Annotated in this window: 24 protein-coding genes and 1 pseudogene; 6 read left to right on the top strand and 19 right to left on the bottom strand. The window is 64.5% G+C overall.

What is annotated here, in order from left to right; all coding sequences use genetic code 11:
- Nucleotides 1–57: 57 nt before the first annotated feature.
- The gene (locus tag QCM77_RS04030) at nt 58–768 is read right to left on the bottom strand and encodes a TetR/AcrR family transcriptional regulator (protein ID WP_279662789.1); all 711 of its coding nucleotides are present in this window, start codon (nt 766–768) and stop codon (nt 58–60) included.
- 116 nt (nt 769–884) lie between these two features.
- On the opposite strand from QCM77_RS04030, the gene QCM77_RS04025 reads away from it, so the two are divergent.
- Both QCM77_RS04025 and QCM77_RS04020 read left to right on the top strand, forming a co-directional pair.
- Nucleotides 885–1,865, top strand: coding sequence for a tripartite tricarboxylate transporter substrate binding protein (locus QCM77_RS04025; protein WP_279662790.1), 981 nt, complete (start codon nt 885–887; stop codon nt 1,863–1,865).
- A gap of 10 nt (nt 1,866–1,875) precedes the next feature.
- Nucleotides 1,876–2,676 (top strand): ABC transporter substrate-binding protein, encoded by an 801-nt coding sequence (locus QCM77_RS04020; RefSeq protein WP_279662791.1) that lies wholly within the window; start codon nt 1,876–1,878, stop codon nt 2,674–2,676.
- A gap of 1 nt (nt 2,677) precedes the next feature.
- Here the strand turns inward: QCM77_RS04020 and QCM77_RS04015 are convergent.
- A pseudogene (locus tag QCM77_RS04015) lies at nt 2,678–3,828 on the bottom strand (mechanosensitive ion channel family protein).
- A gap of 126 nt (nt 3,829–3,954) precedes the next feature.
- Here QCM77_RS04015 and QCM77_RS04010 point away from each other — a divergent pair.
- Complete coding sequence (locus tag QCM77_RS04010) at nt 3,955–5,205, top strand: DUF763 domain-containing protein (RefSeq protein ID WP_279662792.1); 1,251 nt, start codon at nt 3,955–3,957, stop codon at nt 5,203–5,205.
- 38 nt (nt 5,206–5,243) lie between these two features.
- On the opposite strand, the gene QCM77_RS04005 is transcribed toward QCM77_RS04010, so the two are convergent.
- The 8 genes from QCM77_RS04005 to QCM77_RS03970 form a co-directional block, all read right to left on the bottom strand.
- On the bottom strand, nt 5,244–5,486 hold the full coding sequence (locus tag QCM77_RS04005) for a hypothetical protein (protein WP_279662793.1): 243 nt from the start codon (nt 5,484–5,486) through the stop codon (nt 5,244–5,246).
- Nucleotides 5,487–5,522: 36 nt separating this feature from the next.
- The gene (locus QCM77_RS04000) at nt 5,523–5,783 is read right to left on the bottom strand and encodes a hypothetical protein (protein ID WP_279662794.1); all 261 of its coding nucleotides are present in this window, start codon (nt 5,781–5,783) and stop codon (nt 5,523–5,525) included.
- A 16-nt stretch (nt 5,784–5,799) separates the two neighbouring features.
- Nucleotides 5,800–6,027: a hypothetical protein gene (locus QCM77_RS03995; protein ID WP_279662795.1), complete on the bottom strand. Its 228-nt coding sequence runs from the start codon at nt 6,025–6,027 to the stop codon at nt 5,800–5,802.
- A 2-nt stretch (nt 6,028–6,029) separates the two neighbouring features.
- Nucleotides 6,030–6,230: a hypothetical protein gene (locus QCM77_RS03990; RefSeq protein ID WP_279662796.1), complete on the bottom strand. Its 201-nt coding sequence runs from the start codon at nt 6,228–6,230 to the stop codon at nt 6,030–6,032.
- 15 nt (nt 6,231–6,245) lie between these two features.
- The gene (locus tag QCM77_RS03985) at nt 6,246–6,431 is read right to left on the bottom strand and encodes a hypothetical protein (protein ID WP_279662797.1); all 186 of its coding nucleotides are present in this window, start codon (nt 6,429–6,431) and stop codon (nt 6,246–6,248) included.
- Nucleotides 6,432–6,573: 142 nt separating this feature from the next.
- The gene (locus QCM77_RS03980; protein WP_279683626.1) at nt 6,574–7,845 is read right to left on the bottom strand and encodes a cytochrome P450; all 1,272 of its coding nucleotides are present in this window, start codon (nt 7,843–7,845) and stop codon (nt 6,574–6,576) included.
- Between the two features lie 104 nt (nt 7,846–7,949).
- Nucleotides 7,950–8,276, bottom strand: a complete 327-nt coding sequence (locus tag QCM77_RS03975) for a hypothetical protein (protein ID WP_279662798.1) — start codon at nt 8,274–8,276, stop codon at nt 7,950–7,952.
- A 106-nt stretch (nt 8,277–8,382) separates the two neighbouring features.
- Nucleotides 8,383–9,156: a ferredoxin--NADP reductase gene (locus QCM77_RS03970; protein ID WP_279662799.1), complete on the bottom strand. Its 774-nt coding sequence runs from the start codon at nt 9,154–9,156 to the stop codon at nt 8,383–8,385.
- Between the two features lie 156 nt (nt 9,157–9,312).
- Between QCM77_RS03970 and QCM77_RS03965 the strand changes: the two genes are divergently transcribed.
- A complete protein-coding gene (locus tag QCM77_RS03965; RefSeq protein WP_279662800.1) occupies nt 9,313–10,509 on the top strand; it encodes an amidohydrolase family protein in 1,197 nt (398 codons plus the stop codon).
- Nucleotides 10,510–10,675: 166 nt separating this feature from the next.
- Here the strand turns inward: QCM77_RS03965 and QCM77_RS03960 are convergent, their stop codons facing one another.
- The 8 genes from QCM77_RS03960 to QCM77_RS03925 all read right to left on the bottom strand — a co-directional run bounded on the left by QCM77_RS03960 (nt 10,676) and on the right by QCM77_RS03925 (nt 18,870).
- Nucleotides 10,676–11,131 (bottom strand): MarR family winged helix-turn-helix transcriptional regulator, encoded by a 456-nt coding sequence (locus tag QCM77_RS03960; protein WP_279662801.1) that lies wholly within the window; start codon nt 11,129–11,131, stop codon nt 10,676–10,678.
- 14 nt (nt 11,132–11,145) lie between these two features.
- Nucleotides 11,146–11,850 carry an ABC transporter ATP-binding protein gene (locus tag QCM77_RS03955; RefSeq protein WP_279662802.1) on the bottom strand — a complete coding sequence of 235 codons (705 nt, stop codon included), beginning with the start codon at nt 11,848–11,850 and terminating at the stop codon, nt 11,146–11,148.
- Nucleotides 11,847–12,638, bottom strand: a complete 792-nt coding sequence (locus tag QCM77_RS03950; protein WP_279662803.1) for an ABC transporter ATP-binding protein — start codon at nt 12,636–12,638, stop codon at nt 11,847–11,849. The genes QCM77_RS03955 and QCM77_RS03950 overlap by 4 nt, the downstream gene beginning before the upstream one ends.
- Nucleotides 12,635–14,524: an ABC transporter permease gene (locus tag QCM77_RS03945; protein ID WP_279662804.1), complete on the bottom strand. Its 1,890-nt coding sequence runs from the start codon at nt 14,522–14,524 to the stop codon at nt 12,635–12,637. The genes QCM77_RS03950 and QCM77_RS03945 overlap by 4 nt, the downstream gene beginning before the upstream one ends.
- Before the next feature lie 152 nt (nt 14,525–14,676).
- Complete coding sequence (locus tag QCM77_RS03940; protein WP_279662805.1) at nt 14,677–15,879, bottom strand: ABC transporter substrate-binding protein; 1,203 nt, start codon at nt 15,877–15,879, stop codon at nt 14,677–14,679.
- Between the two features lie 25 nt (nt 15,880–15,904).
- Nucleotides 15,905–16,489: an amino acid synthesis family protein gene (locus QCM77_RS03935; protein WP_279662806.1), complete on the bottom strand. Its 585-nt coding sequence runs from the start codon at nt 16,487–16,489 to the stop codon at nt 15,905–15,907.
- A gap of 27 nt (nt 16,490–16,516) precedes the next feature.
- The gene (locus QCM77_RS03930) at nt 16,517–17,416 is read right to left on the bottom strand and encodes a UPF0280 family protein (RefSeq protein ID WP_279662807.1); all 900 of its coding nucleotides are present in this window, start codon (nt 17,414–17,416) and stop codon (nt 16,517–16,519) included.
- Nucleotides 17,413–18,870 carry a 6-hydroxynicotinate reductase gene (locus QCM77_RS03925; RefSeq protein WP_279662808.1) on the bottom strand — a complete coding sequence of 486 codons (1,458 nt, stop codon included), beginning with the start codon at nt 18,868–18,870 and terminating at the stop codon, nt 17,413–17,415. Before QCM77_RS03925 ends, QCM77_RS03930 begins: the two co-directional genes overlap by 4 nt.
- 283 nt (nt 18,871–19,153) lie before the next feature.
- On the opposite strand from QCM77_RS03925, the gene QCM77_RS03920 reads away from it, so the two are divergent.
- Together QCM77_RS03920 and QCM77_RS03915 are read left to right on the top strand one after the other, a co-directional pair.
- The gene (locus tag QCM77_RS03920; protein ID WP_279662809.1) at nt 19,154–19,636 is read left to right on the top strand and encodes a (2Fe-2S)-binding protein; all 483 of its coding nucleotides are present in this window, start codon (nt 19,154–19,156) and stop codon (nt 19,634–19,636) included.
- On the top strand, nt 19,636–23,160 hold the full coding sequence (locus tag QCM77_RS03915) for a molybdopterin cofactor-binding domain-containing protein (RefSeq protein ID WP_279662810.1): 3,525 nt from the start codon (nt 19,636–19,638) through the stop codon (nt 23,158–23,160). Before QCM77_RS03920 ends, QCM77_RS03915 begins: the two co-directional genes overlap by 1 nt.
- Nucleotides 23,161–23,215: 55 nt before the next feature.
- Here QCM77_RS03915 and QCM77_RS03910 read toward each other — a convergent pair whose 3' ends face one another.
- Complete coding sequence (locus QCM77_RS03910) at nt 23,216–24,184, bottom strand: catechol 2,3-dioxygenase (RefSeq protein ID WP_279662811.1); 969 nt, start codon at nt 24,182–24,184, stop codon at nt 23,216–23,218.
- Nucleotides 24,185–24,502 lie beyond the last annotated feature (318 nt).

The raw sequence follows: 24,502 nt of genomic DNA, 5'->3' as shown, positions 1-24,502 counted from the left end.
CACATGGTCCGCTTGCGAGCGGAAGCGCGAGGCCGCGCTCCTCTCGGGCGGTTTCTTTCAAGTCTTGCTGCTGACGACGGGTCGCCGCCGTGCCGGCGCCGCCTGATCGAGCGCCGGCGCCTGGAACGCGGCGACGGTGGCTTGCACCAATTGCTCGATGGCGCTGGCGGCATCGCTGCCATCGGCCTCGCCGCGCGACAGGCGCGAGACGCGATCCGGCGTCACCAGCGAGTAATAGAGTGCGCCGAGCAGGAAGTGGCTGCGCCAGACGATGTCGGTGCGCGGAACGTGCGGCAGGCTTTCGTGGATCGCATCGATGAAGGCGTGGCTGGTGTCGTCGAAAGTCTGCGCGATGATTTTCCGCGCGACCTCGTTGCCCTCCGCAGACATCACCGCGCGCAGCCGCGTGAACCGCGCCCCGCCCCCGGCAAGATCGCTGCCCGAGGTGAAGGCCGGCGCGACATAGGCTCGCACCACCGCTTCCAGCCGGTCCTGGAGATCGCGCACGCGCTTGGCGGCCGCGAGCAGTTCGGAACGGCGCAAATTCATCGGCCCGCAATGGCGCCGGTAGATCTCCAGCAGCAGGCCGTCCTTGGTCTTGAAATGATAGGTCACGCTGCCGGGATTGGCGCCGGCAGCGTGTGCGATATCGCGCACCGATACGGCGTTGAAGCCGTTGGTGGCGAACAGCTCCTCGGCCGCGGCGAGGATCGCCTCGCGCATGTTCGGCTTGCGGGCCGTTTCCTTGCTGGTGGGCTTGCGTACCATGTGATTTGTACTATCGTACAAAAGATCAGGTCTCGTCAACAAAAACCATGGGCAGCGTCCGGACGGCTCGGAAGACCGACGGTAGGCGCGCAAACGCCCACAAGGAGTGCTGGAAAATGCTGAGTTTGAACAAGAAGATCGGCGGCTTGATGCTGGGTGCCGGTCTGCTGCTGGCGGGCGGCGCCGCGCAGGCCGCCGACAGCTATCCGAGCAAGCCGGTTCACATCCTCGTGCCCTACGCCGCCGGCGGCGCGGTCGACGTGCTCGCGCGCACGCTCGGACAGGCATTGGCGAAGACCTGGGGCCAGCAGCCCGTGATCGACAACCGTCCCGGCGCCGGCGGCATCGTCGCCTCGCAGGCAGTGACGCAGGCCGCCCCCGACGGCTACACGCTGATCCTGGTCGCGAGCGGTCATCCACTGAACCAGTTCATCTATCCGAGCGTGCCTTACGACACGTTCAAGGATTTTACCGCGATCTCCGAAGTCGCCTCCTCGCCGCTCGCGATCGTCGTCGCCAAGGACAGCCCCTACAAGACGCTCGGCGATCTCCTCACTGCAGCGAAGAAGGAGCCGGACAAGCTTTCCTATGGCATGTCCGGCAACGGCACCTCGGCGCATCTCGCCGGTGAGCTGTTGAAATACATGTCCAGCACCAAGATCGTCGCGATCCCCTACAAGGGCGGCGCGCCGGCGCTGACCGCCGTGATCGCCGGCGACATCCCGCTCAGCATCAATCCGCTTGCGGAAGCCATCAGCCAGCTCGAAGGCGGCCCGGTGCGCGCGCTCGCGGTGACCTCGGCCGAACGCTCCAAGGCACTGCCGGATGTTCCGACTGTCGCCGAGTCCGGCGTATCAGGCTATGACGTCTCGGTCTGGTGGGGCGTTCTTGGCCCGGCCAAGATGCCGCCGGAGATCGTGGCGAAGCTCGAAACCGACCTGAAGGCGGCGGTGCAGGATCCGAACGTGCTGTCGACACTCGGAAAGATCGGCGCAGCCCCGGTCGGCTCTTCATCCAAGAATTTCGACGCCTACATGCATGCCGAGGCGACCAAATGGGAGCCGGTGCTGAAGGCCGCCGACATTCGCGCGCAGTGAAGTGCTTCACATGAGGACCTCTTCCGGGCACGTCGCGCACGCCGCTCTGCTCGTGGTCGCCGTCATCAGCCTGCTCGGCGCGCCCGCACGCGCCGACGGCGAAGCCAAGCTGCTGGCGCCGAGCGGCACGTTGCGCGTCGGCGTCTATCCGGGCAGCCCGACCTCGATGGTAACAGACGCGGCAGGCACGTCGCACGGCCTCGCCTACGATCTCGGCGGCGAGCTGGCCAAGCGGCTCAGCGTTCCCATCGACTATGTCAGGTTTCAGCGCGTTGCCGACATCGTCTCCGCGATCCATAACGGCCAGGTCGATTTCACCGTGACCAATGCCACGCCGGCTCGCGCCAACGAGGTCAGCTTCAGCCAGCCCGTGCTGGCAATCGAGCTCGGCTATCTCGTTCCGGCGAACTCGCCGATCGGCAAGGTCGAGGACATTGACAAGCCAGGCGTGAAGATCGGCGTCACCAAAGGCTCGACCTCGGAGCGCACGCTGCCGGCAAAGTTCAAGAACGCGACCATCGTTCCCGCCGCAAGCGTCAAGGTCGCCATCGGCATGTTTGGCCGGGGCGAGATCAATCTCTACGCCACCAACAAGCCGACGCTGTTCGAGATGTCCGATCAGATGCCCGGCGCGCGGATTCTCGACGGCAGTTGGGGCCTGGAGCATATGGCCATCGCGATCCCCAAAGGACGCGAGGACGCCTTGCCTCTGCTCAACCGCTTCGTCACGGAACAGCAGTCGTCCGGCGCGCTCGACACGATCCAGCAGCGGGCAGGCTTGCGCGGCGCCACGAAGGCGACTCGCCAATAGGTCAATTGCGCGCACTCGCCCGCATCTTTTCCGGCGTGGCGGGACGCCGCAGGAAATCGGCATCATCGTCGCCTCCTCCCGACGGGATCAGGATCGCGCGCTCACGCGGCAGCGCTTCCGGCATCTCGTCGCGGATGAAGGCGATGAGCTTCTCCCTCATCTCGCAGCGCAGGTCCCAGGATTGCGGCGCATTCCTGGCGCTGACGAGGGCGCGAAGCTCGATGGTGCGCGAATCCGCGTCGATCACCTGGAGATTGACCACTGCGCCGTCCCAAAGCTTGGACTGTTTCACCGCCTCCTCCAACCAGCGGCGGATCCGCGGCACGTCCGCGCGATAATCGACGTGGAGCGCGATCACGCCGATCAGGGACGCGGTATCGCGGGTCCAGTTCTGGAATGGCTTTTCGATGAAATAGGACAGCGGCACCACCATGCGGCGCCAGTCCCACAGCCGGATCACCACATAGGTCGAGGCGATGTCCTCCACCCAGCCCCACTCGTTCTCGATGATCACGGCATCCTCGATGCGGATCGGCTGGGTGATCGCGATCTGCAAGCCTGCAATCAGGTTGCTGAGCAGCGGGCGCGCAGCAAGACCAACGATGATACCGGCTGCGCCGGCCGAGGCGAACAGGCTGACGCCGTATTGCTTCACCGAATCAAACGTCATCAGCGCGGTCGACGCCGTGATAACGACGATGATGGTGTCGGTCACGCGCTTGAACACGCGCACCTGTGTAACATGCTTGCGCGCGACGAAGTTTTCGGTGACATCGCGAAAATTCTGGAGATAGCGCGCCGCGCTCATGTCCACGATCCGGATCGATATCCAGCCGATCAGTGCGATGAAGGCCACGACGAATATGCGCATCAGCGGCGTGCGGATGGTGTCATCGAGCGGCGCAAGCGGCAGGACCAGTGCAACCGCAGCAAGACACAGGGCCAACCGAGCGGGACCGGCCGTACGCTCGATGAACACAGCCAGCAGAGGGAGGCGGGTTCCGAAGGCACGATTGAGGAGCCATACCGCGACCCGGTAATGGAACAATGCGAGCAGGATCGCGACGGCGCGATCAGGCTGAGACCGACGAACCACGAAGGCACCCAGCCGAGCATCTCGTCGATGTCGGCCATAATTGCTTGCAGATTCATCCGTGTCCCCGCGTTGCATCAGCGTCCGCGCTCAACGCGTTCACAGCGGCTTCGCTCCCTCCACTCAGTGCAATGCACCATCCCCCTGGTGCAACCGTCGCCGAACTGCGCTATCTCTAGACGATCATGACTCGACGAACCGGCAGCGCCGACCTTCCCCTTCACACCGGCCGGGTTCCACCCTGGCTCGCGACCCGCATGGCTTCGCTAGGCGCGGTCGTCACGCAGGCGATTGTGCATCATTACGGCCGCGACGCATTCCTCCAGCGCCTCTCGCATCCGTTCTGGTTCCAGTCGTTCGGTGCCGTCATGGGGATGGACTGGCATTCCTCGGGCATCACGACCTCCGTGATCGGCGCGTTGAAGCGCGGGCTCGGACCGCTTCAGGACGAGCTCGGCATCTATGTCTGCGGCGGGCGCGGTCAGCATTCGCGCAAGACGCCGGACGAGCTGTTGCAACTCGGCGACCGCGTCGGCTTCGACGGCGTAAAACTCACCCGTGCCAGCCGGCTCGTGGCGAAGGTTGACAGCGCCGCTGTTCAGGACGGCTTTGATCTTTACCTGCACGGATTCTTCGTCACCGCCGACGCCAAATGGACGGTGGTTCAGCAGGGCATGAATGGCGACAAGCGGCAGGCCCGCCGCTATCACTGGCATTCCGAGGCACTGAAGAGTTTTGTCGATACGCCGCACAGCGCGATCGACGGCCCGCTGCAAGGCGAGATCGTCAATCTCACCGACCATCGCGCCGATGTCTCGCGCACCGCGCAGCTCGAGCTGTTGAGTGGTCTCGGCCCCGACCGCATCGTCTGCGAATTCGAGCGGCTCACCGGGACTGCACCCGAGCCCGCGCAGGCGATGCTGCCGCACCTGATCATGCCCGCGCATCACGACGTCCGGCCGAAGGACGTGTTCGCGCGCCGCCTGCACGGCACGCTCGCGGCGGCGGCCGAGCGCGGCCCGGTCGACTTTCCGGAGCTGCTGCTGACGCCCGGCGTCGGCGCGCGCACCGTGCGCTCGCTGGCGATGGTGGCCGAGGTGGTGCACGGCGCGCCCTACCGCTTCAACGATCCCGCCCGCTTCTCACTGGCACATGGCGGCAAGGACCGGCATCCCTACCCCGTTCCGATTAAGGTCTATGACGAAACCATTCGCGTGCTGAAAGGCGCGATCCAGAACGCAAAGCTCGGACGCGAGGAAGAGATGCAGGCGATCAAGCGCCTCGACGACCAGGCGCGGCGGCTGGAGCGAACCGCGCGCGGGCCATCGGTCGAAGCCTATATCGCCAGAGAGCGTGCGGCCTCGCCCGATCTCGACGGCCGCTCCGTGTTCGGCTGGGAGCGCGATCTCGGGCCGACAAAAAGGCGGACCGGCTGAACACCGGTCCGCGAGTTCAGCGGGGAGGAACGCCCCTCTCAGATGTCGTCGGCCTCCGGCTCTTCGTCGAGCCGGTTGGCCGAGTGATCCTGATATTGTTCGGTCTGGATGGATTTGCCGTCCATGCCGCGAATGTCCGAGTGCTGTGCCTTGTCGCGGTTGGACAGGACCATGTTGTCGCCGATCTTGTCCTTGGGAATGTCGGCCATGGCTCCGGTGCCGTCACCTTTGCCGTGCATGCCGGATCTGAAATGCGCCTTGCTACCGTGCCCACCTGGCATCGATCTCTCCTCTTGCAGTGAGCGCCCCCTGAAGGTTCAGTGCTTCTGTTGCGCCGGCGTTGGTTTCGGCGGCTTGTGGCCGCTCTGGCCAGCGTGGTTGTGCTTGTTGTGGTCGCTCTCCTGGTTGAGACCGCCGCGACTCACCGGAAATTCACTGTGTCGCGCCTCGGGCTTCGCACGACGAACGGCGTGCTCGACATTGCGGCCCGATGCCCGATCCAGTTCTCGTCCATCAGGCACGTCCGGTTTGCGCTCGAGGATACGCACTTGCTGCTCGTGGGTCTTTTTGCCTTGCATGTCAGTCTCCCGGTGTTCACCGGCCTCTTCGAGGCGAACCGCTGCGCGCGACGTCCTTGTCAATACCCCCGGCGACATTCACGTCGTTTTCGACGTCGCCCTCGACCGTATTCTCACCGAGAGCATCCTCGATGTCGTCGGGCGACGCACCCGCCATCGTGGCCCCCTTCGATCCACCGATCAGCGGATTGTCGCGAATATCCTTGCCGGTGGGCGTGTACGGCTTTGGCTGCTTGCTGCTCATGGTCACCTTGCTCCGCCCTTGCCGGCCGTATCGTGCGTATGATGGGAGTCGTGCTCGCCTCCGCCGCCAGAAATTCGGCTGTGGCTTCGCTGTAAATCGTCCGCGGGCGGTTTCTTCACCTCGAGCGGTGCCTTCGCGTTCTCATGCGATGCGCCGGGTCCGCCCTGACGGATGCTGTTCGGTGTCTTGGTGGATGTCGACATCGGTTGTCGCCCTCCTTAGCGATCTTGCTGGTAACCTTGATTGGTCGTGTTCTGCTTGATGTTACCCTGCTGTCCCTGCTGATCCGGATTTTCCACGCGTTGTTGGCCTCGCGCGGTCTGGTTGGATGATGTTTGTTTGGTGTCGCCAGTTCCCTTCCGACTCTGATTGTCCGGCGGAACAGGTGGCATTGGGCTGGTCATGGTCTGCCTCCTGCGATGCGGAAGTCTTGCGGCCGGAACCTGATCGGTCCCACACCGAAGTCTTCGGATTGACAACGATGACCATCCCACGCCGTTCCTGCCGGCTCACAATCGGCGGCGATTTTCCGAAGAACAGGAAACGTCAGTCGGCCCGTGCGAGGGAACGATCCACCATCATGCGCACGGAGGCCGCCACATGTGTTCCCTGGGCCTCTGCCGTGACAGGAAGCTTCGCGATGGCACGGAGGCCCGGCCGCTTGCGCCAGCGGACCTGCGCGGGTTCGACGGCCAGACCAAGTTTCGGCCATCGCATGAACAGTGCCTCCAGCGTGCACGCCGCCTCGATGCGCGCGAGCTGATGGCCGAGGCAGAAATGGATTCCCGTTCCGAAGGAAATGTGACGGTTCGGCTTGCGTTGGAGGTCGAGGCTCTCGGGACGATCATGCATCGCCGGGTCCATGTTCGCGGCGGCGAGCATCACCATGACCCGATCGCCCTGCTTCAGACGCACGCCCGCGAGCTCGACATCCCGCCTCACATAGCGCGGCTTGGAGAATTGCACCGGCGACACGAAGCGCAGGAACTCCTCCACAGCGAGCCCCACGCGGCTCCAGTCCTGTGCCAGCCAGTCGCGGATGCCGGGATTTCTAAGCAGCTCGTAGACGGAACCGCTGATGAGATGCGTGGTGGTCTCGGAGCCGGCCGCGAGCAGCAGGAACACCATCGACACCATTTCGTCCGGCGTGATCTGGCCGCCCTCGCGCTCGACCTGGACCAGCTCCGCGATCAGGCCCTCGCCGCCCCGCACGCGCGCAATCTGCAACTGCCGTTCGAGGTAGGCTCGCATCTTGCGGAACGCGAACAGCAGGCGGAAGAAGCTGACGACGTTCGTGAGCGAGGATATCGTATTGGCCCAGGCGATGAAGCGAGGGCGATCGGCCAACGGCAACCCAAGCAGCTCGGAGATCACCGCGAGCGGCAGGATGCGGGCATAGCGCTGGACGAGATCGGCCGGGCTTCCTGCCGAGAACAGCTCGTCGGCGAGACCGTCCGCGATGGCGCGGATGCGCGGCTCCATCGCGACGATCGCGCGGCGGCGGAAGGCCTCGTCCACGATACTGCGCAGCCTTGTGTGGTCCGGCTCGTCCATCGTCAGCATGTTGTTGGCGATGGTTCTGACGTATTTCGGCATCCACCAGCGCAAACCTGCGACGTCGCCATCCTCCTTGCGCAGCGTGAAATTGGTGCCGTCTTTCAGGACTTGCGCCGTGGCTTCGTGGGTCGTGGTGATCCAGACATCGCCGACGAGAGGAAATCGCGCCGCGACCACAGGACCGGACATGCGCAACGTTGCGATCGCCCTGGGCGGATCGCGAAAGAAGGCCTCGCTGGTGAAGTCGAGGCGTGGTGCCATGTGATCACCGGAGCGGTTGATGGCGTCTCACCGAGATGGTGCACGACGCCGCCGGCGCAAGGGGTACGGAACTTCGACTTCGGTGCAGGCGTAGAGAGACGAGTCTATCCCCGCCCCGGCGAACGCGGGCCGATCTTGCGCTGCTGCTGATTGGTGTAAGCGTCCCAATGGCTCCAGCTGCCGTTGCTGAGGCTTCGCAGGTCGGTCGTAAGCGGACGGCGCGTGCGCTTGTCGTGATCGGCGATGGCGCGCTCGGACTGCGCGATCTTGCGCTTGAGTTCCCCGATCGCCTTCTGGGTCTGGCCGTTCCGCTTCGAAGACGCGATCTCGCCCATCGTGAAGCGCGCGGTCTCAAGCGCCTTCAACTCGGCGCGGTTCTTTTTCAACTGAACCCGGTGCCAGGCGATGTTGCTGTCGCTGTCCGCAACCATGTGGGAACTCCGCTGATTCGTTCCCACATAGTATCGCGTGCCGAATCGGCGCCGCAACGGGCGCCCGGCGGCGAAAATACGGTCTTATTGCGCGGGAATTCCGGGCCTAGCGCTCGGCGAAGGCCTTTTCGACCACGAATTGGGCAGGTTCGCCGTGATTGCCCTCGACAAGACCCCGCTCGCCAAGGAGCACGCGGGTATCCGCCACCAGCGCCGGGCTGCCGCAGATCATGACGCGGTCGTGGGCGGCTTCCAGCGCCGGCAGGCCGATATCGGAAAACAGCTTGCCCGAGGTGATGAGGTCGGTGATGCGGCCGCGGTTGCGGAAGGGATCGCGCGTCACGGTCGGATAGTAGATCAACTGATTGCGGATGTAGTCGCCGATCAGCTCGTCCTTCGGCAGCGTCTCGGTGATCATCTCGCCATAGGCGAGCTCCTTCACGTGCCGGCAGCCGTGCAGCAGCACGACCTTCTCGAACCGTTCGTAGGTTTCGGGGTCCTTGATCACACTCAGGAACGGCGCAAGGCCCGTACCGGTGCCGATCAGGTAGAGGTTGCGCCCCTCCTCCAGATTGTCGATGACGAGCGTGCCGGTGGCTTTGCGGCTGACGATGATCTCGTCGCCTTCCTTGAGGTGCTGGAGCCGCGAGGTCAGCGGGCCGTCCGGCACTTTGATCGAGAAGAACTCCAGCGTGTCCTCGTAATTGGCGCTGGCGACGCTGTAGGCCCGCAGCAGCGGCTTCTCGCCGACCTTGAGCCCGATCATGGTGAATTCGCCGTTGCGGAAACGGAAGGTCGGACTGCGGGTGGTCTTGAAGGAGAACAGCGTGTCGGTCCAGTGGTGGACACTCAAAACGGCTTCCTGATTGAAATTGCTCATCTCACCCTTCCGTGGCGCTTCTATGCGGTTCCGAGGCGGTCAGCTATGCGTCGTTTGTACACGATCATTCGTATACTAATGAATAATCCGGCTTGATCCCGCGGTCAAGGCTGCCCAAGATCGGAAGCGTTGCAGTTAAGGACAAGGACCCATTCCATGGCGCATGACGCACCCCAGGCCACCGGACCCTCGAAGCTCGTGATCCGCAATATCGGCCTGATCCTGTCCGGCGCACTGGAAAAGCCGATCCTGGACGGCGACACCATCGTCGCCGAGAACGGCAAGATCACCGCGATCGGCCGCTTCAAGGACCTCAACACCGAAGGCGCGACCACCATCGTCGAGGCCAACGGCACCACGGTGGCGCCCGGCCTGATCGACAGCCATGTCCACCCTGTTGCGGGCGACTGGACGCCGCGCCAGAACCAGATCGGCTGGATCGACAGCAATTTGCATGGCGGCGTCACCACGATGATTTCCGCCGGCGAAGTGCACATGCCCGGCCGCCCGCGCGACGTCGTCGGGTTGAAGGCGATGGCAATCTTCGCCCAGCGCGCATTCTGGAATCTGCGGCCCGGCGGCGTGAAGGTTCACGCCGGCGCGCCCGTGATCGAATGCGAGATGGTCGAAGAGGATTTCAAGGAATTGGCGGCCGCGGGTGTCAAGCTGCTCGGCGAAGTCGGCCTGGGCGGCGTCAAGGATGGCCCCACCGCGCGAAAAATGGTCGGCTGGGCGCGCAAATACGGCATCCAGAGCACGATCCACACCGGCGGCCCCTCGATCCCCGGCTCCGGCCTGATCGACAAGGACGTCGTGCTGGAGGCCGACACCGATGTGGTCGGCCACATCAATGGCGGCCACACCGCGCTTCCCGACGACCAGATCCGCTGCATCTGTGAAGGATGCAAGCGCGGCCTCGAGCTCGTGCACAATGGCAATGAGCGCTCCGCTTTGTTCACGTTGCGCATTGCGCGCGAGATGGGCGATCTGCACCGCGTCATCCTTGGCACTGACGCGCCGGCCGGCTCCGGCGTGCAGCCGCTTGGCATTCTGCGCATGGTCTCGATGCTGTCCTCACTCGGCGACCTGCCGGCCGAGATCGCGTTTTGCCTGGCCACCGGCAACACGGCGCGCATGCGCGAATTGGATTGCGGCCTCATTGAAGTGGGCCGCTCGGCCGATTTCGTCATCATGGACAAGGCGCAGCATTCCGCCGGCAAGAACATCCTGGACAGCGTGCAGCTCGGCGACCTCCCCGGCATCGGCATGACCATCATCGACGGCATTGTGCGCACCCAGCGCAGCCGCAACACGCCGCCTGCGGGGAGAGTGCCGGAGGTCGCGGCGAAGTAGCCGCTGCGCAAGTGCCCGCCCGTCATCCTGAGGCGCGAGTGCACGGCGCAAATGCGCCGTGTACGAGCGTCGAAGGATGAACGGCCGAGATGATGCAGCCGGGCCGTCGCCCTTCGAGGGCCGCTGAAGAAGCGGCCACCTCAGGGTGACGGTTAGGGAGCGGAGCTCACCTCAACTTATTGAGAAGCGACATCAGCATGTCGCGCTCCCTGGCGTCCAGCGGGGCCAGCGTCTCCCGTGTGATCGCAAGCGCATACGGCGCGACCTTTTCCGCCAGCTGCTGCCCCGCGCGCGTCAGGCTGACCAGAAGCCGCCGTCCGTCCTCGGGATCCTGGCTGGTCTCAGTGAGGCCGCGCGCCGTCAAACGGTCGATCACGCCCTTGATGGTCGCGACGTCCATCGCCGTCAATCGTCCGAGCTGGTTCTGCGAGCACGGCCCGGTCTCTGCGAGCTTCGACAGCGCCGCCCATTGCGTCGGCGTGATATTGGTGCCGATGTCGCGAGAGAAGATCGCGCTGTGGCGCTGCCAGACCTGGCGCAGGATGAAGCCAACCTGCTCGTCGAGCACGTAAGACGGCTTTGCCGGTTTGACGCTTTTCTTCGCCGCGACGCTTCTCGCCATCCGCTCCCCGCCCTTCACAACGACAAATGCGCGTCGCGGATATCCGGACGCGCGTCGAGCTCGGCCATGGTGCCGCCGAAACAGATGCGGCCGCGCTCGATGATATAGGCGCGATCGGAGATCAGCCGCGCAAAGTGCAGATTCTGCTCGGAGACGACGATGCTGACGCCCTCCTTCTTCATGGTAAGGATGGCCTCGACCATCTGCTCCACGATCTTCGGCGACAGGCCCTCCGAGGGCTCGTCGAGCAGCACCAGCGACGGATTGCCCATCAGTGTGCGCGCGATGGTGAGCATCTGCTGCTCGCCGCCGCTCATGCGACCGCCGGGACGGTTCTTCATCTCGCCCAGGTTCGGAAACAGCGAGAACAGTTTTTCGCGCGTCCAGTATGGCGCATTCGGGCGCTTCGGCTGGCGGCCGACCTCGAGATTCTCCTCCACCGTCAGATCGGTGAAGATGCGCCGTTCCTCGGGCACGTAGCCGAGCCCGTCGCGCACGATCTCATGGGTCGGGCGTGCCGAGACATCCTTGCCTTCGAACATAATGCGGCCGGTTCGTTGCGCCACGAGACCGACGATCGAACGGAACGTCGTCGACTTGCCGGCGCCGTTGCGCCCGAGAAGCGCGACAACCTCGCCCTCACCGACCTCGAAGCCGATGTCGAACAGGATATGGGCCGGGCCATAATGACTGTTGAGGTCTTGCACCGTGAGCTTCATGCTGACGCCCCCTCGCGATGCTGGGCATCGTAAAGGAGGCCCTCGCCGAGATAGACCGCCTGCACCTGCGGATTGCCGCGTACCTCGGCCGGCGAGCCCTCGGCGATCAGCGTGCCGCGATTGAGCACGATGATGCGGTCGGCATGCTCGAACACCACGTCCATGTCGTGCTCGGTGAAGAGCACACCGATCGATTTTTCCCGCGCGATCTGCGCGGTCAGTCGCATCAGATCGACGCGCTCTCGCGGTGCCATGCCGGCGGTCGGCTCGTCCATCAGCAGCAGCTTTGGCTGGTTGGCGAGCGCGACGGCGAGCTCGAGCCGCTTGAGATCGCCATAGGCAAGCTCGCCGCAGGGGCGATCCGCGTAGCCACCCATGCCGACCAGTTCGAGCAGACGGCCGGCCTCGCCGCGATCGAAGCTCGGGGCCGAGCCCCAGAGATTGAACAACTGCTTGCCGTGCGAGATCAGCGCGACCTGCACATTCTCGCGCACCGTCATGGTCGCGAAGGTCGCGGTGATCTGGAAAGTACGGCCCACGCCCATCCGCCATATCTCGCGCGGCTTCCTCCCGGTTGTGTCTTCGCCGAGCAGGCGGACGTGACCGGTATCAGGCTTGTTCTGGCCGTTGAGCATGTCGAAGCAAGTGCTCTTGCCCGCGCCGTTCGGTCCGATCAGCGCCAGGATTTCGCCGGCGCGCAGCGAGAACGAGACGCCGCGCACGGCGTGGACGCCGCCATAGGATTTGGTCAGGCCTTCGACCGCGAGAAGTGGGGGGGCGACGCTCATTCGGCGGACTCGATCGGCTTGGCAAGCAATGGCGATCCCGGCGGCGATGTCTTCCCGCGACGCTGCGCCAGCATCTCCAGCATGCCGACAATGCCCTTGGGGAAGACGACGACGATCACAACGATGAAGCCGCCGAGCACGAGTTTTGACAGGTCGGTCTGGCTGACCAGCCAGATGTTCAAGGCCTTGTAGACGATGGCGCCGATCACCGCGCCCGACACCGTCTCGACACCGCCCAGCAGCACCATGACGAGCGCATCGACCGAGAGCGAGATGCCGAGATTGTCCGGGAAGACGCTGCCCTTGAGGTAGGCGAACAGCGCACCACCGATGCCGGCGGTCGTTCCCGCGATCACGAAGGCCGTCCACTGGATGCGCTTGGCGTTGATGCCGATCGCCTCGGTGCGCAGGAGCGAGTCGCGCGTGGCCCTGAGTGCGTAGCCGAACGGCGAGAACACCATGGCCCGCAGCGCGATCGTCACGAGCGCCGCAACGCCGAGCGCCAGCCAATAGAAATGCGACGGGCTCGCCGCCCATTTTTCAGGCCAGATACTCAAAATGCCGTTGTCGCCACCAGTCACGCTCACCCACTGGAACGCGATCGACCACACGATCTGCGCAAAGGCGAGCGTCAGCATCGCGAAATAGACGCCGGACAGTTGCACGGCAAAGAATCCGAACACGGCGGCGCCCATGCAGCCGAGCAGCGGACCGAGCAGGAGACACACGATCATCGGCAGCCCCGCCATCTTGGCAAGGAAGGCGACGCCATAGGCGCCGAGGCCGAAATAGGCCGCGTGACCGAAGGACGCGAGCCCACCGACCGACATCAGGAAATGCAGGCTGACGGCGAAGATCACGAAGATCGCGATCTCCGAGCCGACGGTGAGCGCGTAATTGCCGGCGAACAATGGCAGCGTCGCCGCCATGACGAGCGCGGCGAGTGCGGCCAACCGTTCGTTTGCCGTCAGCGGCCGCCAGGGATTGACGGTCAGGCCGGGCGTCTTGCGCGCCGGCGCCTCTGGCCTGCCGAACAGGCCCCAGGGCCGCACGATCAGCACCGCCGCCATCACAAGGAAGACCAGAATGATGGAGATCTTCGGAAAAATCAGGATGCCGAAGGCGTTGAGCTCCGACACCAGCACCGCCGCGACGAAGGCGCCAATGATGCTGCCGAGGCCGCCGATCACGACGACGACGAAGACCTCGACGATGATGCGCAAATCCATCGCGTGATGCACGGCATCGCGCGGGATCTGGAGCGCGCCGCCGAGTGCGGCGAGGAAAACGCCGACCGCAAACACGGAAGTGAACAGCCATTTCTGATTGACGCCGAGCGCCGCGACCATGTCGCGATCCTGCGTCGCCGCCCGCACCAGCACGCCCCAGCGCGTGCGCTGGAACAAGAGCCAGAGAACGCCGAGCACGACGGGCCCGAGCGCGATCAGGAACAGATCGTAGCTCGGGATGTTCTGGCCGAAGAAGTCGATCGCACCCTTAAAGCCAGGCGCACGGCGCCCGACGAGATCGTCAGGTCCCCAGACCAGCACGACGAGATCCTCGACCATCAGGGTCAGGCCGAAGGTCGCGAGCAGCTGGAACAGTTCGGGCGCGTGATAGATGCGCCGGAGCAGCACCATCTCGACAATGACGCCGATCAGCGCCACCGCGAACGCTGCCACGACGATCGCGCCCCAGAAGCCGAACGCTCCCGAAAGGCGCTCCGTGAGCGTGAAGGCGATGTAGGCGCCGATCATGTAGAAGGCGCCGTGCGCGAAATTCACGATCCGCGTCACACCAAAGATGATCGACAGGCCCGACGCCACCAGGAACAGCGACGCTGCGCTGGCGAGACCGGTCAGAAACTGTACGACGTAAAAGGCCATCGGCGGTCCGGGTTAAGCATAAGTCTCAGTATTCGGCTTCATCCTTCGAGACGGCGCTACGCGCCTCCTCAGGATGAGGTCCGGGACCCTCATGGTGAGGAGCGCGGCAGCGCCGCGCGTCTCGAACCACGAGGCCCCGGTCTCTCCTTGCATCAATCCTTCGGACGCAGCTTCTCGACTTCGGCGTCGCTCGGCAGATAGTCCGCGCCCTTCTTGTAGGTCGAGTCCACCATCACGCCCTTGCCGTCCTTCAGCGCAGTTTTGCCGACATAGGCACCGAGCGTCGACTGGTGATCGATCTTGCGGAAGGTGATCTCACCGAGCGGCGACGGCATCGACAGGCCCTCCGCGGCAGCAATCAGCTTCTCCGGATCGGTCGAACCGGCCTTCGCCAGGATCGCCGCTGCCGACTTGATGGTCTGGTAGCCGACGATCGAGCCGAGGCGCGGATAGTCGTTGTACTTGGCCTGATAGGCCTTCAGGAACGCGTCGTGCTCGGGCGTCTTGATCGAGTACCAGGGATAGCCTGTGACGATCCAGCCCTCGGGCGTCTCCTCCTTGAGCGGATCGAGATATTCGGGCTCGCCGGTGAGGAACGAGACGACCTCGCGTCCCTTGAACAGGCCGCGGGTGTTGCCTTCACGCACGAGCTTGACGAGATCGGCGCCAAAGGTGACGTTGAGGATCGCTTCCGGATTGGCTGCGGCAACCGCCTGCACCACCGGTCCCGCGTCGATCTTGCCCTGCGGCGGCCACTGCTCGTCGACCCACTGAATGTCCGGGCGCTTCTCCGACATCAGCTTCTTGAACACCGCGACCGCGGACTGGCCGTATTCATAGTTCGGCGCGATCGTCGCCCAACGCTTGGCCGGCAGCTTGCTGGCGGCTTCCACCAGCATCGCCGCCTGCATGTAATTGGAGGGGCGCAGACGGAAAGTGTACTTGTTGCCCTTCGACCAGGTGACGGCGTCCGTCAGCGGCTCGGCCGCCAGGAAAAACACCTTCTTCTGGTTGGCGAAGTCGCTGACCGCAAGACCGATGTTCGACAGGAACGTACCCGTCAGCATCGCCACGCCCTCGCTCGACACCAGCTCGTTGGCCGCGGTCTGCGCATCCGCCGGCTTGCCGCCATCGTCCTTGGAGATGACAACGAGCTTCTTGCCGTTGATGCCGCCGGCCGCGTTGATCTCTTCGACCGCGAGCTGCCATCCCTTGCGATAGGGCTCGGTAAAGGCCGGCAACAGCGAATAGCTGTTGATCTCGCCGATCTTGATGTCCTGCGCCAGGGCCGAATGAGCCATGCCGCTCACTAACAGCGCAAATGCCGCGCCGACGAAATAGTTCTTTGCTCGCATCCCAACCTCCACTTTTCTGAAAAGATTAACGCAGTCCGTCTTCGCCCTTGATCTCCGCAACCGTCAGCCCGCCGACGCGCGGCAGCGGACGGCCGCTGTCGGTGACGGCGACTGCGACCATGATCTCGTTGGCGCGCGGCGCGTCGTTGATCTGCACTTCCATGCCGTCGAAATGACTGCGCACGAAAGCGGCGTCCTTGTGCCCGAGCGGAATGTCCAGCGTCGTGCCGGGTCCGCTGCGTTTCTTCGACGACGGGATCAGCGCCGCTCCCTTGCTCAGCACCTTGCGCACCGGCGTGCCCATTTTCGGGTGAAGGATGGCGGCGGCATGCTCCAGCTCGCCATTCTCGCCGACGGCCGCGGCCTTGCCATAGCTCTGCGCCTTGGAGCCATCGATACCGAGCGCAGCCACCGCGCGCTTCGACAGGAGTTCGCCAAGCTCCTCGCCGATCGCGATCAGCGGCGAAAGGTCCTCGACATATTTTCCGGCAAAGGGATTCTCGATCACGGCGATCGCCGCCGCACGCCGCGTTGGCGGCGAGACCTGACGGCCCATCTCCATCTGCGTCTCTTCGACGACGGTGACGATCTTGCGAATGATCGCGCTCATGATTGTCTCCCGAATTCGCTTCCCTGCTCAAACATGAACCGCGTTCTCCAGCGTAAGCGGGCGCGATCGTTGCCGTTCAATATCTTTGGTTCCGACGACAAGCATATCACCACAAAGCTGCAATACGGCACCCTCGATCAATCCGCGATCGAATAATTGCCGTGCACATTCCACGCCAGATTCGAGCGCGGCCGTGATCTCTTCCTGCGACAATCCACCAACGTTGCGGGTAACGAGCCGCGCGCCGAGATCGCTGTCGGGCTGAATCTCGCTCGCAGGCTTTCGGCTGATGGCGGGATGCCCCGGCAGATCAACAGCGTTCGCAATGATCGTCGCAGCCGCATCGGCTTGCGACGCTGATCCCGCCAGCACGGTCACGGCATCGGCGATGCCGAGCGAAAAGCTGCGGCCGTGCCGTCCGCTGGTGGCGATGCCGCGCACGGGGTCTTCCGAATCGACCCTCATCATGCGCATCATGCCGGCGCGGTCAGGGCGATCCATCAGGCCGACAGAAAAATGTTCACCCTCGCCGAGATGAAGCGCGATATCGCCGCCATTGTTGACATAGGCCTGATCTAGCGACGCGGCATTCAGCATTGCGGCCAGAATCTCCTCCGCCACGCTTCCGGCCACCGCAGCCATCGGCGTGATGAAGCCATCGGCGGCATAGGGCGCGACAGCAGCGTGCATGCGACGCGCCACGACGCCCCTGAGCGGCGTTCGCGCCACCTCAGCGACCGTCCGCAATTCCGTCAGCTCCGCGCAGAGCTCGTCAAGCAGGCCCGTGAAGCTCTGGGCAGCCGCCTCGTAGGCCGCGCGCACCTCGCTCGGCTGTCCCCTCGCCTCGACGATCAGATCAATCGGTCCATCCTGCAAATGCAGCCGCCGGCCGTCAGACAGCAATGCGATTTGCGGGAGCCTGGTCATGCCCGAGGTCCCGGAATCGGGTTCTGCCAGGGCAACTGGCGGACATCGTCGCCGTTCTGCACCTCGGACAGCGGCTTGACATAATCCATGTGTCCGCCGAGCGCGGCATAGTCGGACAGTTTCATGGTGAATTCGATCGGCGCCACCAATGCCGGCGTCGGAACATAGCCGAACGCCCCCGCCGGCATCTGCGTCACGTCGACCATGTAGGTGATGCCGCCGCCCGGCCAGACATAAACAGGCGCGCCGCCACTGGTGACGCGCGTCAGCGCGTCCTTCACCGAGCGCGTCAGCCGCACCGGATTGTCGGTCACGCCCGCCCGCAAAGAACCACCGGCGCCCGCCATGAACAGCACCGTGCACAGCGCCGGCTCGCAATTCTCCTGAATGCGCTCGACCGAGAACTTCAGATCATCAGGCATCTCGGTCTCGACCGGCTTCAGAGTATCGTCGAGCACGTAATAGGACGAATGCTCGCCGGTCGTGGAGACCATCAGCATGGAGAGACCCGCCCTGGCTTCCTTGGCGTCGAACGGCCCGAGGATCGCGAGCGGATCGGAGATATTGGTGCCGCCCCAACCCGTGCCGGGATCGGCAACCTGGAAATAGCGGCCGGGCGTCGAGCGGCGCCCCTTCATCTTGATGCCGGTGTCGGCGATGTCGAGCAGCTTGCCGGCCTGGTGCTCGCTGAGCACGCCGGTGATGTGGTCGTCGACCACGACGACCTCGTCGACCTTGCCGTGCCACTGTTTTGCGAACATGCCGATGGTCGCCGAGCCGCAGCCCACGCGCATGCGCTCTTCTTTCATGCCGTTGACGATCGGCGGCTGGCCGGCCTGCACCACCACGCTCGCACCGCCGTCGATGGTCAGCTCGACCGCCTTGCAGTTTGCGAGGTCCATCAGCGTGTCGCAGGTGACGCGGCCCTCCTTCTTGGAGCCGCCGGTCAGATGATGCACGCCGCCGAGCGACAGCATCTGCGAGCCGTATTCGCTGGTGGTGACATGGCCCACCGCTTCGCCCTGCGCCCGGACGGTCGCGGTCTCCGGCCCGAGATAGCGGTCGGTGTCGATCTTCACCTTGATGCCGCAATAGGAGAAGATGCCCTCGGTGACCACAGTCACCATGTCGACCCCGTCGACTTCCGCGGAGACGATGAACGGCGCCGGCTTGTAGTCGGGATAGGTCGTACCCGCGCCGATCGCCGTCACAAAGGTCGAAGGCTCGTGGACGATCTTGCCGTCCCAATCTTCGGTGCGGCCGAAAGGAACGAGCTTGCCGCCATGCGAGACGGTGCGCTCCAGGATCACATGGGGATCGACGCGGACGAGCTTGCCGTCGTGATTGGCGTAGCGGTCGCAGGCGCCCGCCGCGCCCGGCTTGATGTAGCACATCACCGGACAGGCATCGCAGCGGATCTTGTCGATGGCAGAGTTGGTTGTTTCCATCACCATGTCACAGCCGGCGGACACCGCGGTTATCATTCGTATACGAACGATGTTGCGCGCGCTCCGGAAGGCTGTCAAGCGGCGGTGCGGCGCAAAAGATGCGCCTGCCGCATAAAACCTCATTTGCCTATCCGCTCTGTCCACAAAGAAGGCAATCGCGCTGCACTGCGGCATGCACGGCTTGCACGTTTGTGTACAAACGGTATCGTCGCAACGTAGAATTTGAGCGGACTTGGAATTTTTGCGAAGCTTTGGCCGCGGCGCTCAACGAGTCGACTTGGGAACGAGGATGACGCAGACACCGATCCGCCTCACCGTGAACGGCAGGATTCACGAGATCACTGCGGCGCGCCAGACGCCGCTGCTTTATGTGCTGCGCAACGATCTCGCGCTCAATGGTCCGAAATACGGCTGCGGCCTCGGTGAATGTGGCACCTGCACTGTCCTGATCGATGGCGCGGCGGCGCGCTCCTGCGTTATTCCGATCAGTGGCTGCGACGGCCGCGACATCGTGACACTCGAAGGGCTCGGCACCCGCGACAAACCGGATGTGGTGCAGCAGGCCTTCATTGACGAACAGGCCGCGCAATGCGGCTACTGCCTCAATGGCATGATCATGACCACCAAGGCGCTGCTTGCGATCAATCCGCGGCCCACCGAGCAGGAGGCGCTGGCGGCGCTGCGCTACAATCTCTGCCGCTGCGGCACGCATATCGAAATCCTGCGCGCCGTGATGCGTGCGTCTGGCCAGCTCGCCGAGGCCGGTGATTGATGGCGTCCCCGCATCTGAACGAAGCTGAGCGGCAAGCGGGTTCGCTCGTCGTCGTCCGCTCTGTGGACGAGTGCACATCCGAGACCTTCGTCCGCATCACCGCGGACGGTTCGGTCACGGCCTACAACGGCCATGTCGATCTCGGCACCGGCATCCGCACCGCGCTCGGGCAAATCGTGGCTGAAGAGCTCGACGTCTCCTTTGCGCGCGTCGTCGTCGTGCTCGGCGACACCGCAATGGTGCCGAACCAGGGCGCCACGATCGCGAGCGAGACAATCCAGATCACCGCCGTTCCCCTGCGCAAGGCCGCGGCGCAAGCGCGACACTTCCTGATCGAACGTGCGGCCGAATGGCTGGAGCTGCCGGCCATTGATCTCAGGATTGAAGATGGCCTCGTGCGCGGGGACGACAATCGCAGCGTCAGCTATGGCGAACTGATCGGCGGCGAGACGATTCGGCTCGAGCTTGCCGACGACGTCGCCGTGAAGCCCGTCGGCGATTACGCCATCGTCGGCCAGTCGATGCCGCGCGTCGACCTTCCTGCGAAGGCCACCGGCGAGCTGACCTTCGTGCACGACATCCGAGTATCAGGCATGGTGCACGGCCGGGTGGTGCGGCCGCCCTATGCCGGCGTCGACGCGGGTCCGTTCGTCGGCACCAGCCTGATCGCGGTCGATGAATCTTCGGTGCGCGACATCCCCGGCATCATCGCCGTCGTGCGCATCGGCGATTTCGTCGGCGTGGTCGCCGAGCGCGAGGAGGATGCGATCCGGGCGGCGGAGCAGCTTGCGGTGAGCTGGGAGCCGACGCCTGATCTGACCGACCTCACCGATGTCGAGACCGCGCTGCGTGCCAGCCCGTCGACGCCGCGCACGCTGATCGACAAGGGCGACGTCGATGCTGCCATCGCCGGCGCAGCCAAGCCGATGCAGCGCACTTACGTCTGGCCGTATCAGATGCATGCTTCGATCGGCCCGTCCTGTGCGGTCGCCGACTTCCAGGACGGCAACATCCGCGTCTGGTCGGGCACGCAGAATCCGCACGTGCTGCGCGGAGACCTGTCGCTGCTGATTGAGCGTCCCGAGAGCGAGATCGAGGTCAACAGGTTAGAGGCCGCCGGCTGCTACGGCCGCAACTGCGCCGACGATGTCACCGCGGACGCGCTGTTGCTCTCGCGCGCGGTCGGCCGGCCCGTGCGCGTGCAGCTGACGCGCGAGCAGGAGCACGCCTGGGAGCCCAAGGGCACCGCGCAGCTCATCGACGTCAATGGCGGCCTGGATGCGGACGGCGACGTCGCTGCTTACGATCTCGCCACGCGCTATCCGTCAAATGCCGCACCGACGTTGGCGCTGTTGCTGACGGGGCGGATATCGCCGAAGCCGGACGTCCTCCAGATGGGCGACCGCACCGCGATCCCGCCTTACGATTACGACCATATGCGCGTCGTCGCCCACGACATGGCGCCGATCGTGCGCGCGTCCTGGTTCCGCGGCGTCTCGGCACTGCCGAACACGTTTGCGCATGAATCCTATATCGACGAGGCCGCGACCGAGGCCGGCGTTGATCCGATCGAATATCGCCTGCGTTACCTGAAGGACCAGCGCGCCATCGACCTCGTCAATGCGGTGGCCGAACGCGCGGGCTGGACGCCACGACCGGTTCGCGAGGAGAAGGACGGCGAGATCGTGCATGGGCGCGGCTTCGCCTATGCACTCTATGTCCACAGCAAGTTTCCCGGCTATGGCGCGGCGTGGTCGGCGTGGATCGCTGACGTTGCCGTGAACAAGACCACCGGCGACGTCAGCGTGACGCGCGTCGTCGCGGGCCAGGATTCCGGCCTGATGATCAACCCGGACGGCGTGCGCCACCAGATCCACGGCAACGTCATCCAGTCCACCAGCCGCGCGCTGATGGAGGAGGTCTCGTTCGAGCGCGGCGCGGTGGCGGCGCGCGAATGGGGCGCCTATCCGATCATCCCCTTCCCTGATGTGCCCAAGATCGATGTGTTGTTGCTGCCGCGGCCGGACCTGCCGCCGCTCGGGGTCGGCGAGTCCGCTTCGGTGCCGAGCGCGGCGGCGATCGCGAATGCGATCTTCGACGCAACAGGCGTGCGCTTCCGCGAGCCGCCGTTCACGCCGGAGCGCATCCTCAGGGGATTGCGCGGCGACGCACCGGCCGCGCCGCAGGCGCTGCCCGCTCCCGCTACGCCACAGCCATCCCGTATCTGGGAGAATCCGTTTGCCAAGCGCGCCGGCATCTTCGCGACGATCGCGGCCGTCTGCACCGCGGCGATCGGCATCGGCGCCGCGCTCCTACCCGGACGCGCGATTGCGCCGATCGCACGGCCCGACGCATCGGTCTATTCCGCCACGACCATCGCGCGCGGTCAACAACTCGCCGCGCTCGGCAATTGCGCGGAGTGTCACACCATGATCGGCGGTGCGCTCAATGCCGGCGGCCGTGCCCTGGAGACGCCGTTCGGCACGATCTACGCGACCAACATCACGCCGGACGCCGAAACCGGCATCGGCGCCTGGTCCTATCCCGCGTTCGAGCGCGCGATGCGCGACGGGCTGCATCGCGACGGGCGGCAGCTCTATCCCGCCTTCCCCTACACGCATTTTTCGAAGACTGGCGATGCCGACATGCAAGCGCTCTACGCCTATTTGATGGCGCAGCCGGCGGTGCGCGCGCTGGCGCCGGCGAATGCGCTCGCCTTTCCGTTCAATCTCCGCCCGCTGCTTGCCGGATGGAGTGCGCTGTTCCACCAGATGCGCGAGTTCACGCCCGATCCCGCAAAATCCGAGCTGTGGAATCGCGGCGCCTATCTCGTCGAGGGGCTCGGCCATTGCAGTGGCTGCCATTCGCCGCGCAATGCGCTCGGCGCCGAGCAGCGCGAGGCCTATCTCGCCGGCGGCTTTGCCGAGGGCTGGGAGGCGCCGCCGCTAACCTCACTCTCGCACGCTCCGATCCCGTGGAGCGAGGACGAGCTCTACGCTTATTTACGCACCGGCCATTCGCGATACCATGGCGTCGCCGCCGGGCCGATGGCGCCAATCGTCAGGGATCTCGCCGCCCTGCCCGACCAGGACATCCGCGCCATGGCGGTCTATCTCAACTCGTTCAACGACACCGCAGCCGAAACGCCGGACGCGCTTGCGGCACGTCTCGAAAGCGCGACGCAAGTCACCATCGCGTCCTCCACCGGAGCGCGGCTCTATCAGGGCGCCTGCGCCGTCTGCCACGAGGTCGGCGGCCTGCCGCTGTTCGGCAGCCGCCCCTCGCTCGCGCTCAACAGCAATCTGCACAGCAGAACGCCGGACAATCTCGTGCAGGTGATCCTGCACGGTATCGCCGAGCCGGTGTCGAGTGATCTCGGCTACATGCCGGCATTCAAGAACAGCATGAGCGATACGCAGATCGAGGAACTGGTCACCTTCCTGCGCAAGCAGTTCGCACCGGACAGGCCGGCGTGGACCGGCGTGCGTGAGACGATCGCGCGCGTGCGCACCTCAACTCACTAGATTTTCTCGAGCATGACCTTATCGGAAAACCGCTTCACACTTATCCGGGTCATGCTCAGCCGTGCTTCTTCACGTCCACCGGCGGCGTGCCATGGGTGTGGAAGGACTCGATCGTCTTCAAGCCCCAAGCCTGGCCCTTCTTGCGCTCCTCTTCCGTCCACACGATCGGCTTCCAGTCGGGCGCAAGGATGAGGCGCGCGCCGGCATTGGCGACTTCGACGCGGTTGCCGCCGGGTTCGTAGACGTAGAGGAAGAAGGTCTGCTGGATCGCGTGCTTGTGCGGGCCGGTCTCGATGTGGATGCCGTTCTCCAGGAAGATGTCGGCGGCGCGCAAAATCTCTTCGCGGCTGTCGAGCGCGTAGGTGACGTGGTGGAAGCGGCCGGGTGTGCCGGAATGGTCGAGCGAATAGGCGAAATCGTAGCTCTTGTTCGACATCGTCAGCCACATCGCCGCTTCGCGGCCATCGTTCAGCACGATCTGCTCGGTGAGGCGGCAGCCGAGATAATTCTCGAAGAATTCGCGGTTCGCCTTGATGTCGACGGCGAGGCAGTTGAGATGGTCGAGGCGCCGGACATTGACGCCGCGCGCGGGAAAGCGCTGCGCCTGGTTCTTCAGTGCGGGCTTCAGCTCGGGCGGCGCCTGATACCATTCGGTCTCGTAATAGAGCTCGACGATGTGTTCATCAGGATCGCGGCAGCGGAAGGTCGGCCCTTGCCCCATGTCGCCGTCGATCCAGCCGATGTCGAAGCCGGACCCCTTCAGCGCGGCGACGCGGCGCTCCAGCGCCTGCTGGCTGCGTGCGCGCAGCGCCATGTGCTCCATGCCCGAGGTTTTCGACGCTGTGAGCTTGAGCGAATAGCGCTCGTAATCGTCCCAGCCGCGCAAATAGACCGACTCGCCCTTTTGTCCGCTGACGGTCATGCCCATCACGTCAACGAAGAATTTCAGGCTCTCGTCCGGCTTGGGTGTCAGCAGCTCCATGTGGCCGAGATGAGCGAGATCGAGGATCGGTTCGGGCTGCATGATTTCCTCCAAGGCGTGGCTTGCGATCCGCTGGACCGGATCCCGCGATCTGGCGCAGGCTGCAATCCGCTCACGCGCCGCTGGGCGGCGCTGAGGCTGCCAGTCCATTTGTACTAATGTACAAATGATTAGGTCCCGTCAACAAATCAACATCGCTGCCCGGATCGGATGACGCACCGACGGAGGTGACAACCCATCCCCCGAATGGCGGACCGGCTGCCCGAATGGTAAAATCTTCCTTAAGGACTCTGGGGGCTACTGACCCGAAAAAGCAGCATTTTCCGGCCGCTTCAGCCTGGAAGTAGGCATTGGGAACAA

The organism is Bradyrhizobium nivariense (assembly GCF_029846695.2).
Taxonomy (GTDB): domain Bacteria; phylum Pseudomonadota; class Alphaproteobacteria; order Rhizobiales; family Xanthobacteraceae; genus Bradyrhizobium.
Note: the sequence above shows the minus strand (reverse complement) of the source record. Positions and strands in the feature narration are given on the sequence as shown.